This window comes from Microbacterium helvum, from assembly GCF_014779795.1.
GTDB lineage: Bacteria > Actinomycetota > Actinomycetes > Actinomycetales > Microbacteriaceae > Microbacterium > Microbacterium helvum.
In genome coordinates this window covers 76,414-91,046 of sequence record NZ_JACXZS010000012.1, presented here as the reverse complement: position 1 = coordinate 91,046, position 14,633 = coordinate 76,414, and the positions used below count along the sequence as shown (strand labels likewise).

The 14,633-nt window shown below is 71.1% G+C and carries 12 protein-coding genes, 1 tRNA gene and 1 riboswitch; of the genes, 4 read left to right on the top strand and 9 right to left on the bottom strand.

What is annotated here, in order from left to right; translation table 11 throughout:
• The first annotated feature begins 39 nt into the window (after positions 1-39).
• Entirely contained in the window at positions 40-840 is an 801-nt protein-coding gene (locus IF188_RS16770) for an SGNH/GDSL hydrolase family protein (RefSeq protein WP_224752034.1), read from the top strand.
• A 44-nt stretch (positions 841-884) separates the two neighbouring features.
• Positions 885-960: transfer RNA gene (locus IF188_RS16765), tRNA-Arg, on the top strand.
• 58 nt (positions 961-1,018) lie between these two features.
• On the opposite strand, the gene IF188_RS16760 is transcribed toward IF188_RS16765, so the two are convergent.
• The 9 genes from IF188_RS16760 to IF188_RS16720 form a co-directional block, all read right to left on the bottom strand.
• Positions 1,019-2,890 carry an alkyl/aryl-sulfatase gene (locus IF188_RS16760; protein WP_191172948.1) on the bottom strand — a complete coding sequence of 624 codons (1,872 nt, stop codon included), beginning with the start codon at positions 2,888-2,890 and terminating at the stop codon, positions 1,019-1,021.
• Between the two features lie 38 nt (positions 2,891-2,928).
• The gene (locus IF188_RS16755; protein WP_191172947.1) at positions 2,929-4,587 is read right to left on the bottom strand and encodes a SulP family inorganic anion transporter; all 1,659 of its coding nucleotides are present in this window, start codon (positions 4,585-4,587) and stop codon (positions 2,929-2,931) included.
• A gap of 98 nt (positions 4,588-4,685) precedes the next feature.
• Positions 4,686-5,522 (bottom strand): mechanosensitive ion channel family protein, encoded by an 837-nt coding sequence (locus IF188_RS16750; RefSeq protein ID WP_191172946.1) that lies wholly within the window; start codon positions 5,520-5,522, stop codon positions 4,686-4,688.
• A gap of 64 nt (positions 5,523-5,586) precedes the next feature.
• Positions 5,587-6,861, bottom strand: a complete 1,275-nt coding sequence (locus IF188_RS16745) for an ion channel protein (protein ID WP_191172945.1) — start codon at positions 6,859-6,861, stop codon at positions 5,587-5,589.
• A gap of 125 nt (positions 6,862-6,986) precedes the next feature.
• Positions 6,987-7,307 (bottom strand): DMT family transporter, encoded by a 321-nt coding sequence (locus IF188_RS16740; protein WP_191172944.1) that lies wholly within the window; start codon positions 7,305-7,307, stop codon positions 6,987-6,989.
• 10 nt (positions 7,308-7,317) lie between these two features.
• A riboswitch (guanidine-III (ykkC-III) riboswitch) is annotated at positions 7,318-7,382 on the bottom strand.
• A 45-nt stretch (positions 7,383-7,427) separates the two neighbouring features.
• Positions 7,428-8,399 carry a CPBP family intramembrane glutamic endopeptidase gene (locus IF188_RS16735; protein WP_318152915.1) on the bottom strand — a complete coding sequence of 324 codons (972 nt, stop codon included), beginning with the start codon at positions 8,397-8,399 and terminating at the stop codon, positions 7,428-7,430.
• Positions 8,400-8,416: 17 nt separating this feature from the next.
• Positions 8,417-9,778, bottom strand: coding sequence for an MFS transporter (locus IF188_RS16730; RefSeq protein WP_224752033.1), 1,362 nt, complete (start codon positions 9,776-9,778; stop codon positions 8,417-8,419).
• Positions 9,775-10,521 (bottom strand): tRNA (guanosine(46)-N7)-methyltransferase TrmB, encoded by a 747-nt coding sequence (gene trmB, locus IF188_RS16725; protein ID WP_191172943.1) that lies wholly within the window; start codon positions 10,519-10,521, stop codon positions 9,775-9,777. Before trmB ends, IF188_RS16730 begins: the two co-directional genes overlap by 4 nt.
• Before the next feature lie 77 nt (positions 10,522-10,598).
• Positions 10,599-11,441, bottom strand: coding sequence for a DUF3097 family protein (locus tag IF188_RS16720; RefSeq protein WP_191172942.1), 843 nt, complete (start codon positions 11,439-11,441; stop codon positions 10,599-10,601).
• 269 nt (positions 11,442-11,710) lie between these two features.
• Between IF188_RS16720 and IF188_RS20430 the strand changes: the two genes are divergently transcribed.
• Positions 11,711-13,741 carry a TPM domain-containing protein gene (locus tag IF188_RS20430; RefSeq protein WP_191172941.1) on the top strand — a complete coding sequence of 677 codons (2,031 nt, stop codon included), beginning with the start codon at positions 11,711-11,713 and terminating at the stop codon, positions 13,739-13,741.
• Positions 13,742-13,827: 86 nt separating this feature from the next.
• Positions 13,828-14,568 carry a PspA/IM30 family protein gene (locus tag IF188_RS16710; protein WP_191172940.1) on the top strand — a complete coding sequence of 247 codons (741 nt, stop codon included), beginning with the start codon at positions 13,828-13,830 and terminating at the stop codon, positions 14,566-14,568.
• The last annotated feature ends 65 nt before the right edge of the window (positions 14,569-14,633 follow it).

Genomic DNA, 14,633 nt, shown 5'->3' with positions numbered 1-14,633 from the left:
GATGCGAACGTTCGCGGAGTCTTGACGTACCCTCTGTGCATGCACGCGCCCGATCGCTCCCGAGCCCGACGACTGTGGCTGCCCCTCGCGGGCGCCGCGCTGGCCGTCGCCGCGGTGTGCACGGTGGCGCTCGTGCGTCCGTGGGGCATGGCCGAACCGGCGGCTCCGGCGACCGCGGCCGACGACCACACGGCGGTGGCGGCATCCATTCCTCCCACGCCTCTGGCGATCGAGGACGGCGCCCGTGTGCTCGTGTTCGGGGACTCGTGGGTGTACGGATCGGCGGCGAGCGACCCGAGCCTGGGATTCGCCTATCTGCTGGCCGACGAGCTCGGCGTCGAGACCGTGGTCGACGGCGTCCGCGGCAGCGGCTACCTCAAGCCCGGCATCGACGGCCCCGCGTACGGCGAACGCATCGCAGCCCTCGATCCGGCGCTCGACCCCGACGTCATCATCGTCGAAGGGTCCATCAACGACCGCAATCTCTATCCGAGCGGATACCGGGATGCCGTCACGTCGGCGTGGGACGCCCTGCAGACGCGCTACCCCGACGCTGCGATCGTGATCCTCGGACCGGCGCCTCAGGTGCTGCCGGTGCAGAAGCCGACCGCGGCCATCGACGCGGATCTGGCGGAGCTCGCCGCCGCCCGCGGCTGGTGGTACGTGTCGCCGATCGCCGAGGGGTGGATCACCGAGGCGAACTATCTCGACGCCATCGACACGGGGCCGGTAGGCCGGAACCACCCGTCGACCGCTGGTCACGCCTACCTCGCCGGTCGCCTCGCCGACGACCTCGAGCGACTGGAGCAGCAGCCCGCCGTCGCCGCCGACGCCCCCTGACCTGGCGGGAGCGACCGCGCCGGGATGGTAACCTCGATCGGCACGCCTCCGTAGCTCAGGGGATAGAGCGTTGGTTTCCGGTACCAAAGGTCGCAGGTTCGATTCCTGTCGGGGGCACCAGACGCGAGAAGGCCGTCCGCAAGGACCGGCCTTCTCTGATGTGTGCGGCTGATCAGACCTACGGGGTGACGATGTTGAAGTTCGGATCGCCCGGGTCGAGAACCGACAGTAGCTGCTTCAGCACCGCGATGTCGCCCCGGACCTCGATGCCCTCGGACTCGGTGTCACCGCCGGCCAGCCGGATGAGGCGCGGCTTGGTCAGGGTCAGGGCGAGCGGTGTGGACTCGTCGGGCTCGCGCTCGACGTAGACCAGCACGCCGTTGCCGAGCGACACGTGGAAGCTGCGGCCGAGATCCGACAGCGTGACGTCGATCGCGAGCGACAGGTCCCACGCCTTCGGGCCGTCGACCTGGATCGCCACCGCGTCGAACAGCTGCTCGGGCGTCAGCTGAGCAAGGATCAGCGGGGCGTTCGTCGTGGTCGGCGTGCCGAAGCTGCCCTCGCGCAGCTCGGTCGCGCCCGACAGGAAGAAGTTGCGCCACGTGCCGTTCTCGGCGCCGTAGGCGAGCTGCTCCAGGGTGTCGGCGTAGAGCGCACGGGCGGCGGCGTGGTCCTCGTCGGCGAACACCGCATGGTCGAGCAGCGTGGCCGCCCACCGGTAGTCGCCGCCGTCGAAGGCCTCCTGTGCGAGTTCGACGACCCGGTCGACACCGCCGATCGCGGCGACGTACCTCTCGGCGAGGGGCTTCGGCGGGTGCGGCCACAGCCGGGCCGGGTTACCGTCGAACCAGCCCATGTAGCGTTGATAGATCGCCTTGACGTTGTGGCTGACCGAACCGTAATAGCCGTGCGTGCTCCACGACGCCTCCAGCGCCGGCGGCATCTGGATCATCTCGGCGATCTCGGCGCCGGTGTACCCCTTGTTCAGCAGACGCAGCGTCTGGTCATGCAGGTACCCGTACAGATCGCGCTGGATCCCCAGGAACTTCCGGATCTCGGCGTTGCCCCACGTCGGCCAGTGATGCGAGGTGAAGACGACCTCGGCCTCGCCGCCGAAGCGCTCCAGTGCCTCGGTGAGATAGTGCGACCACACATGCGGGTCTCGCACGACCGCACCGCGCAGGGTGAGCAGGTTGTGCAGCGTGTGCGTGGCGTTCTCGGCCATGCACAGCGCCCGGTAGCGCGGAATGTAGAAGTGCATCTCGGACGGCGCCTCGGTGCCCGGCGCCATCTGGAACTCGAACTCGACGCCGTCGACCGTGTGCTTCTCGCCGGTGGTGGTGATCTCGCGCGACGGCGGCAGGATCGTCGCCTCGCCCGTCGACGTGGTCTGACCGAGACCCGCGCCCACCGCGCCCTGCGGCCCTCGGGCGAGCGCTGCGCCGTACATGTAGCCTGCGCGACGGCCCATCGCGACGCCCGCGTAGACGTTCTCGGCCACCGAGTGCTCCAGGAACCCCTCCGGCGCGAGGATCTGCACGCGGCCCGACGTCACGTCGTCGGCGCTCACCAGGCCCAGCACCCCGCCGAAGTGGTCGATGTGGCTGTGGGTGAAGATCACGGCGACGACGGGGCGATCGCCGCGATGCTTGCGATAGAGGGCCAACGCCGCCGCTCCGGTCTCTTTCGAGATCAGCGGGTCGATGACGATGATGCCCGTGTCGCCCTCGACGATCGACATGACCGCCAGGTCGAGCCCTCGCACCTGGTACAGGCCTTCGACGACCTCGAACAGGCCGTGCTTGGCCACGAGCTTCGACTGCCGCCACAGGCTGGGGTTGACCGAGTCGGGCGCATCGCCCCGGATGAAGTCGTAGGTCGAGGCATCCCACACCACCTCTCCGTCGGCACCCAGGATCTTCGGGTCGTCGAGCGTCCCGATGAATCCTCGGTCCGCGGCGGCGAAATCGTCGACATCGTCGAACGGCAGCGACGCCAGGAGCTTGGCCTGCGCCTCCCGGATCGATGCCTCGGGTTCACGCTGCTGCATGTCGGTCTTCCTTTCGTGGCGGGACGCGATCGCGTCCGTCAGTCATCCGTCGCCGGGGCCGGCCCGGTGAGCGCGGTCACGGCCGCGCGGTTGGTGTCGAAGAATCTCTGGTCCGTGACGAGCCCGAGCTTCTGCAGGCGCGCCCTCGTGCGGGGGCGCGCGCGGCTGAACGCCAGGCTCACTCCCTCGCCCGCCAGCCATTCCTCCAGCGACGCGAACGCCTCGGCCCCCGTCACGTCCACGTCGGTGACCGCCTCGAGGTCGATCACGACGTGGTGGACGGGATCGGATGCCTCGGTCACAGCTTTCTTGACCGCCGAGGCGAACACGGCGCCATTGGCGAAGAAGAGCGGGGCGGCGAGGCGCACGACCACGACGCCCGGTGCCGTGCTCTCGCCGGTCGTCGCCTCTTCCAGGAGCGACTGCTTCGGGTCGCCGTCGGACTCCAGCACGTCGATGGCCGGGTTGGCGGCCCGCTTCGCGAGGTTGATGAGCGCGAGGACGAACGCGACGAGGATGCCGGGGATCGCACCCACGAACAGTGTGACGAGGAAGCACACGGCGCCGACGGCGAACTCGAAGCGGTCCTGCTTCCAGAGCTCGCGGAACTCCTTGATCCCCAGCAGCGGCAGGACGGCCACGCCGACGACCGCCCCGATCGCGGGCGAAGGGATGTCGGCGAGGAGCGCCGTCCCGAACAGCAGGAGCAGCAGCGTGCCGACGGCGAGCACGATCGACGGCAGCTGCGTCCGCGAGCCGGCGGAGTCCATGGCCGCCGTGCGCGACGTCGACGAGCCCATCGCGAAGCTCCCCTGCACGCCCGCGGCGATGTTGCCCAGACCGAAGGCGAACAGATCACGGTTGGCGTGGAACGGGTACCGGTGCTTCTCGCCGTACGAACGCGAAACGAGCAGGCCCTCGGCAGTTGTCACGAGGGTGAGCGCCATCGCGGACGGGATCAGCGCGAGCCACATCGACCAGTCGATGATCGGCCACGTCAGCGCAGGCGCCCCGGCGGGCACCTCTCCGAGGACGTCGACGCCCTGCTCGTCGAGCGCGGTCAGCACGACCACGACGGTCGAGATGATGAGCACGATGAGCGCCCACGGCACGGCCTTCAGGAGGCGTGCGCCGACCATGAGTACCGCGACGGATCCCGCCGAGATCAGCAGCGACCAGCCGTTGAGCGTCCCGATCCCGCTCACCAGGTCGCCGACCTTCTCGACGAACTCGCCGCCGGAGTTGATCTTGACCCCGAGCATCTTCGCGATCTGACTGACGAGGATGTCGAGCGCGAGGCCGCCGACGAAGCCGACCAGGATGGGCTTGGAGAGGAAGTTCGCGAGGAAGCCGAGCTTGAACACCGACATCAGCAGGAACATCACGCCGCAGATGATCGCCTGCGCGAGGGCCAGCGTGGAGTAGTCGGCGCTGCCGGCCGTCGCCAGACCGCCGAGCGACGACCCGACGAGCGCGGCGGCCGCGGCATCCGGAGACACCACCAGCTGGCGCGACGACACGACCAGCGCGTACACGAGCGTCGGCACGATGAGCGCGTAGAGCCCTGCCGTCGCGGGCAGCCCGGCGATCTGCGCGTAGCCGATGTTGAGCGGGATCGCGATCGCGAGGAGCGTGACGCCCGCGGTCAGCTCCCGGACGAGGTTCTTCGCGGTCAGACCCGCAAGCGGTCGCTGCATTCCGGCTCCTGTGATGACGACGTGCGGATTCGCGAGACGGCGAATCTCCTCCACCCTGGCACGGGTGCCGACCGGCGCGCACGCAGGCGCGGCGCGTGTCAGACCGGGTCGGCCGGCGTCAGCGGCGCCGCGGGGACGTCGCTCGAGACCACCGAGGCGCCGTGCCGCTCGGCGAGCACATCGGCGACGGCGCGCACGACCGCCGAGGTGACCGTGACGCCCTCGGCCGGCGAGTGCCAGAACTGCACGCTCGCGACGATGCGCTCGGGTGAGACGCCGGTCACCACGACGCCGACCACGGGGATCTCGTGGACGCCGTCGACGGCGGTGGCGGCATCCACCAACGTCTTCGCGACCTCGTCGACACTCGCGCCGGCACGCTGCACCCGCACCTGCACCACGCTGCGCCGCGCGCCGTGGCGCGAGTCGTTGACGAGCGTGTCGCCCAGCAGCTTCGCGTTCGGAACATGGACGGTGCGCCCGTCCGCGGTGAGCAGCACGACGCTGCGCGAGTTCAGCTCGCTCACCGTGCCCGAGAGAAGCTCGCCGTCAGGGCCCTCGACGGTGATCAGCTCGCCGACGACGATCGGCCGTCGCGTGGCGATGAGCACGCTGGCGGCGAAGTTGTCGGCGACGCCGCGCAGCACGAGGAAGCCCACGATCGCGACGATGATCACCACCGCCAGCAGCGGCTGGATGTTCGCACCGAGGAAGGCGAGCCCCACGCCGATGCCGAACAGCAGCAGCGTGTACTGCGCGAACCGCGCCGCGAACCGCGTCATCGCCGGTGTGGCGTTGGGCACCCGTGCCATGATCGCGGCCACGCCCCTCTTGGCGTAGCGCGATGAGATCCAGCCGGCGACGACCGCGATCACCGCGAGCAGCAGCTCCCACCACGTGATCGACGACGTGCTCAGGAACTGGCTGAAATCCACGGCGCCAGACTACGAGGGGATGCCGCCGCAAGGCCGCGCCTCGCCGGTCCGAGGCCGACGCGCCTCAGGGTGCGGCGGCCGCAGCGGCCGGCTTCTTGACGACGAGCTCAGGCGCCTTCGTGACGATCAGCCACACCGGCAGCACGATGATGCACAGCATCGGCAGCACGATCGGGTCGCCGACCAGGGCAGCGCCGACGAACATCGCCATCCAGCCGTCCCGGGTCGCGACGAGCACGATGCCCAGGGCTCCGCACGCGACGGCGAGCGAGACCGGGATGCCGGGCAGCAGCGCGTGCGCGAGCAGCCCGATCGCCACGCCCACGAAGACGGCGGGAAAGATCCGTCCGCCGCGGAATCCCGCCGCAGCGGCGATCACGAGGGCGAGGACCTTGACGCCCGCCCACAGCGCGAGCTGCCCGGCCGTGTAGTCCTCGGGGTTGTTGATCAGCTCTCCGGTCTGCTCCAGGCCCTTGAAGAGGGTCATCGGGCCGCCCAGCATGCCCAGCAGGCCCAGCACGACACCGCCCGCGAGGCTGATGAGCAGCGGGTTGCGCAGACTGTGGAACAGCCGGTGCGCGTGCGGCAGCGCCCAGGCCGCGAAGATCCCGGCGGCGGCCGAGACGGCGGCCACGAGCAGCCCCTCCAGCAGCATCAGCCCGTCGGCCTGGCCGATGGGCGTCATGTGGAAGGCGAGCGAGCTGCCCCCCAGGAGGTGCATGGTCACCGCGCCGGCGCCGGCGGCCGCGACCGGCAGGTAGAGCTTGTCCCACAGCGCTCCCCCGCCCTTCACCGCCGCGACGGCCCCCGTGAAAAGGAGCGCGGCGGCCACCGGGGTCCCGAACAGAGCGCCGATCGTCGCCGACGTCGCGAGCGTCATCACCGCCGTCGGCGGCACCGCCTTGGCGAACCGGGCCATCGCGGCGACGGCGATCGCGCCGTTCACCGCGATGATCGGGTTCTCGGGGCCGAGGCTCACCCCGCCGGCCAGGCCGATGACGACGGCGAGCAGGATGCTCGGCAGGGCGCCGAGCGGCGGCGGGGTCTCCGCCAGCTCCGTCGTGGCGGAGTCCGGCCCGCCGTGCCCGGGCACGAGCCACACGACGAGGCCGACCATCGCACCGGTGAGCGTCAGCACCGTGAAGATCCACCACGGCGTCGCCTCGGTCGCGCCGAACCAGCCGGGCATGGTCGTCCACAGCAGGTCCTGCAGCAGACCTGACGCCTCGTCGAGCAGCCACAGCACGATGGCCGACACGGCGCCGATCAGCAGCGCCGGCACCGACATGATGAGAAGGCTCTTCACGCTGGGCGACGGCGCGGCGCTGGTCTCAGGCATCCCGGTTCCTCTCTCAGGGCGCTCCCATCATGGCGCACCGCCGCACGCGAGGACGCTTGCGGCGCGCAGGCGCGGCCCGCCACCGGCGCGGGAGGGATGCCGCACGCCCGCGCGCGGCGGCGGCCTCACTCGTGGCCGACGAGCTTGAGGCCGACGACGCAGCCGACGAGGCCCAGGATCAGCAGCAGCTTGACGATCGAGAACGGCTCGGCGCCCGTGATCATCGCGTACGCGACGGTCAGCGCCGCCCCGATGCCGACCCACACCGCGTAGGCGGTGCCGGTGGAGATGTCGCGCATCGCCCACGCGAGACCGCCCATGCTCGCCACGAGCGCGACGCCGAAGACGACGCTCGGCCAGAGCTTCGTGAAGCCCTCGGACTTGCCCAGCGCGGTCGCCCACACGGCTTCGAGGACGCCCGAGAGGATGAGGATGACCCACGACATGACTGTGCCTCCTGGCCAGTCTTGTCGCTCACCGGGTACTGATCCGTCGTCCGGGGATCCTGTCGGGGATCCGCGTGCCAGCCTAGCCGACGGGCCTGGGCAGGGCCTGGGCAGTCCCGCTCACACGAGGAACAGCCGGTCGAGCAGACCGGGGTTGTGCGCGTGCACGAGCACCAGGAACACCACCGCGTCGAACAGCAGGTGCACCGTCACGACGTAGGCGAGCGAGCGCGTCTTCATGAAGATGAACCCCTGCAGCAGCGCGAACGGGATCGTGAGCAGCGGACCCCACGCCTGGTAGCCGAGCTCCCACAGGAACGACACGAACACGACCGCCTGCAGCACGTTGGCCTGCCAGAACGGGAAGTGCCGCCGCAGCAGCGCGAAGCACGTGCAGATGAAGAACAGCTCGTCCCAGATGCCGACCGCCCCGACGCCCACGAACAGCCGCGCGATCAGCTCGGGCGTGTCGACGACGGGCCAGTTGAGGTACACGCCGGAGGTGATGAAGTAGAACGGCAGGATCAGCCAGCCGAGCACCAGCACCGCCGCCAGCCACACCCACTGGAAGGTCGTCCACCGGCCGCCGCCGCGCCAGGGGAACCGGATCGCGCGGTCTCGGTACACCCACCGCGTCAGCACGTACGGCACGGCCACCGCGCCCCCGAGGGCGAGCGCGAAGCGAACCATCGCGAGATCGTCGAGCTCGGCCTTCAGCGAGATCGCGCTCACCACGAGGAGTCCCGCCGCGATCAGCGACAGGTCGCGGGTGAGGGAGGGCGATCGGATGCCGGCGGCCGGGCCGGTCGCGATCCCCGGGTCGAGACCGCGCGACAGCACCGAGGAACGGACGCGGGCGGTGCTGTCGTGCGGTGTCGCAGGCGCTGCCGACGGGAGCGGGTGGCCGGCGGCATCCCCTCGCTCCATCAGCCAGGCGATGACGAGGCCGACGGCCAGCAGCGACCAGCCGAGCCACGGCAGGCGCGCCACGAAGAACGCCGGGGCGGCCAGGCACACCACGAGAGCCGGGGCCAGGCGCCACGACCACGCCGTCGGGGCGGCGACGGATGCGGCGTCAGGGTGTGCGGGCACGTGCGGCTCCTGCGGCGTCAGTGGTCGAGGGGGTGGGCGAGTTCGTCCTGGTGCATGCGCGCCACGAGGTACGCGATCGTGCCGAGGATCAGCGGGATGACGCCCGCCGCGACGAAGATCGCCTCGACCGGCACGACGGCCGCCAGCGGCCCCGCGAGCGCCATCGACAGCGGCATCAGTGCCAGCGATACGAAGAAGTCGAGGCTCGAGATGCGCCCGAGCATGTGGCGCGGCACGCGGCGCTGCAGCAGCGTGCCCCAGATGACGTTGCCGTAGCTGAAGGCGAAGCCGACGAGGAACAGGCACACGGCCATCAGCCAGTACTCGTGCGTGATCCCCACGACCGCGAACGGCAGCGTGCCCACGCCCCAGACGCCCATCATCACCGTGAGGTACCGGCGCGGCAGCTTCAGCGACGACACCACGATCGAGCCCAGCACGCCGCCGACGCCGTAGATCGCGAGCAGGAAGCCGAACAGGCGCGGATCCTCGCCGACGCGCTCGCGGGTCACGAACGGCAGCAGGACCTCTTCGGGTCCGAGGAACACCAGCACCCAACCGGTCGCGAACAGCAGCGTCCACAGCAGCCAGGGCGTGCGGACCGTGAACCCGACCGCCTCGCGCAGGTCGTGCAGCACACCACGCACGCCCTCCGGCGCCTCGCGCGCCTCACCGGGGTCCGCGGCCGGCTCCGGCCGCACGAACAGCAGCAGCACGAGGGCGAGCGCGTGCGCGGCGACGACACCCCACGCTGCATGGGCCGGCGCGAGCACCGCAGCGACCACGACACCCGCCGCGGCGGGCCCGGCCGCCTGCTGGAGCGCGGGACGGATCGCACCTTCGAGGCCGTTGGCGGCCAGCAGCTGCGCGGGCGGCAGGATGCGCGGCAGGATCGCGCTGTACGCGGGAAAGAAGAAGCCCGCGCCCGCGCCCAGCACGAATGCCACGATCGTCAGGTGCGGGACGGTCACCGCGCCGAACACGCCGGCGACGGCGACCGAGGTGATGGCGAGCAGGTTCAGCAGCTCGACGACGCGCAGGATGAGTCGGCGCGGGATGCGGTCGGCCGCGATGCCGCCGGGGATGGCGCACGCGAGCAGCCCCACAGCGTTCGCCGCGGCGACGACGGACAGTTCGATCGGCCCGCCGCCCGCGCCGATCACGGTGTAGACCATGACGACCGCCCACATGCCGGCGCCGAAGATCGACAGCACGACCGCTCCGAACAGCATGCGGAAGTCGCGGTGCGACAGCGGACGCACGAAGCGCCACGGGTCGCGCCGGTGCGACGCCTGGTCCGGCCCGGTCTGCGACTGCGATCCTGCCCCGGGCTGCGGCAGCGGAACCGGTCCCGTCACCGGTCCGGGCGCGCCGGTCATGTCCGTGCGCGGCGACGGTACGAGAGGTCGCGGATGTCGCGGCCCTTCGCCGCGCCCTTGCGCTCGAACGCCGTGAGCACGCGCCCGTCGAACCGCGGCGCCCACTCCCCCTCGAACGTCGCCGAGAAGTCTGGCGCAGCCGACATGACCTCGCGCATCTGCAGGGCGTAGTCCTCCCAGTCGGTCGCGAGCCGCAGCACGCCGTCGTCCTTGAGTGCGGCGGCCGCGAGCGCCGCGAACTCGGGGGTCACCAGCCGGCGCTTGTTGTGCTTGGTCTTGTGCCACGGGTCAGGGAAGAAGACCCACAGTTCGTCGATGGATGCCGCCGGCAGCAGGTGCTGGAGCACCTCGGGCGCGTTCGCCTCGACCAGGCGCAGGTTGCGCGCCCCGGCACGGTCGGCGTCGAGCATCGTGCGGGCGAGCCCCGCCCGGAACACCTCGATGGCCAGGAAGTCGGTGTCCGGACGCGAGGTCGCGGCGTGCACGATGGCGTGACCCTGGCCCGAGCCGATCTCGACGATCAGGGGCGCCGCGCGCCCCCACACCTCGGCGGGTTCGATGGCCGAGCCCGGACGGATGCTGGTGGACGCCCGGTCGCGCGGCGATTCGATCACGTACTGCGGCGCCAGCTCGCTCCAGGCGCGCTCCTGCGCCTCCGACATGCGGCCGCTGCGGCGCACGAACGACACCGGCTTGTCGCGGAAGGTGCGGGGTTCAGGAGAGGGCGTGGCGGCTTCGGTCACCCCTCCAGGCTACCCAGCCCGCCCCTGCTCGTTGAGCCGTGCCCGTCGCCGGTCCCAGACCGCCGGCATCCCTCACCTCACGCCGGGGCGGTGACGAAGTCGATCAGCTCTTCCACGCGGCCGAGGAATGCGGGCTCGAGGTCGCGATAGGTCGTCACACGCGACAGGATGCGCTGCCACGCGCGGGCGAGGTCGGCCTGGTCGCGCGCCGGCCAGCCCAGGGCGCGGCACACGCCGACCTTGAACTCGATGCCGCGCGGGACATCGGGCCAGCGCTCGATGCCCATCGCGCGGGGCGTCACGCACTGCCAGACGTCGATCCAGGGGTGTCCGACGATCAGCAGGTGGGCGCCGTGGCGGCCTCGCCTGATGGTGTCCGCGATGCGGGTCTCTTTGGATCCCGGTACGAGGTGGTCCACGAGCACGCCGTAGCGTCGGGTCGCGGACGGCGGCTCCTCGTCGAGTGCGGCATCGAGCAGATCGATGCCCTGCAGGTACTCCACGACGACGCCCTCGGCGCGCAGGTCGTCGCCCCACACCTTCTCGACGAGCTCGGCATCATGCCTGCCCTCGACGAAGATGCGGCTCGCACGCGCCGTGCGGGCACGCGCGTCCGCTGCGGCGTACGAGCCCGAGGCGGTGCGCTGCGGTCCCTTCGCGACCGGTGCCGCGGCGGGCGGCCCGAGCACGACGTCGCGACCGTCGATGAGGAACCCCGCGCCCAGCGGGAACATCCGGCGCCGGCCGAGGCGGTCCTCCAACTCGACCATGCCGCCGGTGACGTCGACCACGGCGCCGCAGAAGCCGTCGTCGGCGACCTCCACGACCAGATCGCGGGATGCCGCCACCCGAGGCAGCTCGCGCACCCCGTGGCCCTTCCACCCCTTGGCCAGCACGTCGGCGCCGTAGCGATCGTCCATCGTCGTCCTCCGAAGCCGAAACGCTACCCGGTCCCGCCCGCTCCGGCCGGGAGCGACCCGGCCCCTTCGCCCACCCGACCTCGTCTACCGGCATCGACGACGCGGGTTCTCGCCGAACGACCCCGTCGTCTGCGCGGATACCGTGGTCGCTCGCCGAGAACGTACGTTCTCGGCGAACACACACGTGGGGACGGGGCTCTCGGCTACCGTCACGTCGGCGCGGCTGAATAGACTCGCCGCAAGGGGACGGCGTCCCGAAGGGGGTTTCGATGCGTCTGCGATGGACTGCAGCGCTCGTGTCAGCTGCGGTCATCGCGGTCACGGCGATCGGCGGAGCAGCGGCGGCCACGGCCCCGGTCACTCTCGGCAACACCTATGTGCTCGATGACGCCGATGTGCTCTCGTCGTCCGAAGAGGCCGAGGCGGAGAGCCGCCTCGAACAGCTCAAGAGCGAGACCGGACTCGACATGTGGGTGGTCTTCGTCGACGAGTTCACCGACCCTTCGAGCTCGGCGGACTGGGCCAATCAGACCGCGAAAGACAACGGGCTCGGTCCGACCCAGTACCTGCTCGCCGTCGCGACCGAGGGCCGGCAGTTCTACCTCTCCGGCGATTCCGCGGGGCCCATCACCGAAGAGCAGCTCGGCACCATCGAGCAGTCGCAGATCCAGCCCGCCCTGCGCGACGACGACTGGGTGGGAGCGGTGGATGCTGCCGCCGACGGTCTCACCGACGCCAAGGCCGGCGGGTCCGGCGCCGGTTCGGGCGAGGCGAGCGGCGGAGCCTCCTGGTTCACGTGGCTGCTCGTCATCGTCGTCGTGGGCGTCGCGATCCTGCTGCTGGTGATGTTCCTGCGGCGCCGCAAGAAGGGCGCTGTCACGGGCGCCAACGGCGGCCCCGCCGGCGCCCCGCAGGTGAGCATCGAAGAACTCCAGCGGCACGCCTCGTCGCTGCTCGTGCAGACCGACGACGCCCTCAAGACCAGTGCGCAGGAGCTCGGGTTCGCCAAGGCGCAGTTCGGGGATGCCGCCACCACCGAGTTCGAGGCAGCCATCGCCAGCTCGCAGCAGGGTCTGGACGAGGCGTTCGGCCTCAAGCAGAAGCTCGATGACGAGATCCCCGACTCGCCGGAAGAGACGCGCGCCTGGAACGAGCGCATCATCGCGCTGTGCGAGGCCGCCAACGCCCTGCTCGACGAGAAGGCCGCCGCGTTCGACGAGCTGCGCAAGCTGGAGCAGAACGCCCCCGAGGCGCTGCGACGCGTGCAGGACGAGCGGTCGACGGCCGCGGCATCCCTCGATCAGGCCACCGCACGCCTGCGCGAGCTGCAGAGCTCGTACGCGCCCGAGGCTCTCGCGACCATCGCCGACAACCCGGCCCAGGCGCAGCAGCGCCTCGCCTTCGCGGACGAGCAGCTGACCGCCGCGCAGGCGGCGATCGGCGCGGGCGACGGCGGCGAGGCCGCGGTCGGCATCCGCGCGGCGGAAGAGGCCGTCGCGCAGGCGACACTGCTCGAGAACGCGATCGACAAGCTCGCCGACGACCTCGCGGCCGGCGAGCGCAACGCCGCCGCCCTGGTCACCGAGCTCGAGGCCGACATCGCCGCAGCCTCGGCGCTGCCGGACGCCGACGGCCGCGTCGCCGGCGTGGTCGCCTCGACGAAGCAGCAGCTCGAGACCGCCCGCACCCAGCTCGTCGGCACCGCCAAGCGGCCCCTCGTCGCGCTGCAGACCCTCGAGGCGGCGAACGAGCAGATCGACGCGCTCATGAAGGGCGTGCGGGATGCCGCGGCCCAGGCCGAGCGCGCACGCCAGATGGTCGGCCAGGTCATGATGCAGGCCCAGGCGCAGGTCTCGGCAGCCGAGGACTACATCACCGCCCGACGCGGCGCGGTCGGCGCCGACGCGCGCACCCGGCTCGCCGAGGCCGGCGCCTCGCTCGCCCGGGCGCAGGCGCTGCAGGCGTCCGACCCGCAGCAGGCGATGCAGCAGGCGCAGCGCGCCGACCAGCTCGCCGCGCAGGCGATCCAGCTCGCGCAGAACGACGTCGGCTCGTTCGGCGGCATGGGCGGCATGGGTGGCGGACAGTCCGGCGGCGGCAACGGCATGCTGGGAGCGGTGCTCGGCGGCATCGTCATCAACTCGCTGCTCAGCGGCGGGGGCGGCGGACGCTCCTCCGGCGGGATGGGCGGCATGGGCGGGATGTTCGGCGGCGGCTCCCGCGGCGGTGGCGGCGGCATGCGCCCCGGCAGCTTCGGCGGCGGAGGCACCCGCGCACGACGAGGGGGTGGGCGCTTCTGACCCGCACGCTCGACCTGCCGGCGGCAGAGGCCGCGGCATCCCTGATCCTCACTGACCTGACCTGAAGTCCGATGAAAGGAAAACCGATGGCGAAGCAGTCCATCTTCGGTCGCATCTCGACCCTCATGAAGGCGAACATCAACGCGCTCCTCGACTCCGCCGAGGACCCGCAGAAGATGCTCGACCAGCTGGTCCGCGACTACACCAACTCGATCGCCGACGCCGAGTCGGCCATCGCCGAGACGATCGGCAACCTGCGCCTTCTCGAGCGCGACCACCAGGAGGACGTGCAGGCGGCCGCCGAGTGGGGCAACAAGGCTCTCGCGGCCAGCCGCAAGGCCGACGAGCTGCGCACGGCCGGCAACACGACCGACGCCGACAAGTTCGACAACCTCGCCAAGATCGCGCTGCAGCGCCAGATCTCGGAAGAGAACGAGGCGAAGGCGATCGCGCCGACCATCGCGACGCAGAACGAGGTCGTCGACAAGCTGAAGGAGGGCCTCAATGGCATGAAGCAGAAGCTGGAGCAGCTGAAGGCCAAGCGCTCCGAGCTTCTCGCCCGTACCAAGACGGCCGAGGCCCAGAACAAGGTCCACGACGCGGTCAAGTCGATCGACGTGCTCGACCCGACCAGCGAGCTGGGCCGCTTCGAAGACAAGGTCCGCCGCCAGGAGGCCCTCGCCGCCGGCAAGCAGGAGCTCGCGGCATCCACCCTCGACGCACAGTTCAACGCCCTCGAGGACGTCGGCGAGCTCACCGAGGTCGAGGCGCGCCTGGCCGCGCTGAAGACCGGCGGCTCGTCGTCGCAGGCCGCCATCGGCCAGTGATCCTGCCGTGACGCGAGAGGGCGCCGGGTCCGTCTGGGCCCGGCGCCCTTCCGCGTCTCGCGCGT

Coding starts and splice junctions, on each gene's coding strand:
- IF188_RS16755 (WP_191172947.1), bottom strand. CDS start 4,587: ATGCAGCGACCGCTTGCGGGTCTGACCGCGAAGAACCTCGTCCGGGAG.
- IF188_RS16740 (WP_191172944.1), bottom strand. CDS start 7,307: ATGTCGTGGGTCATCCTCATCCTCTCGGGCGTCCTCGAAGCCGTGTGG.
- IF188_RS16720 (WP_191172942.1), bottom strand. CDS start 11,441: ATGGACGATCGCTACGGCGCCGACGTGCTGGCCAAGGGGTGGAAGGGC.
- IF188_RS16730 (WP_224752033.1), bottom strand. CDS start 9,778: ATGACCGGCGCGCCCGGACCGGTGACGGGACCGGTTCCGCTGCCGCAG.
- IF188_RS16770 (WP_224752034.1), top strand. CDS start 40: ATGCACGCGCCCGATCGCTCCCGAGCCCGACGACTGTGGCTGCCCCTC.
- IF188_RS16745 (WP_191172945.1), bottom strand. CDS start 6,861: ATGCCTGAGACCAGCGCCGCGCCGTCGCCCAGCGTGAAGAGCCTTCTC.
- IF188_RS16760 (WP_191172948.1), bottom strand. CDS start 2,890: ATGCAGCAGCGTGAACCCGAGGCATCGATCCGGGAGGCGCAGGCCAAG.
- IF188_RS20430 (WP_191172941.1), top strand. CDS start 11,711: ATGCGTCTGCGATGGACTGCAGCGCTCGTGTCAGCTGCGGTCATCGCG.
- IF188_RS16710 (WP_191172940.1), top strand. CDS start 13,828: ATGGCGAAGCAGTCCATCTTCGGTCGCATCTCGACCCTCATGAAGGCG.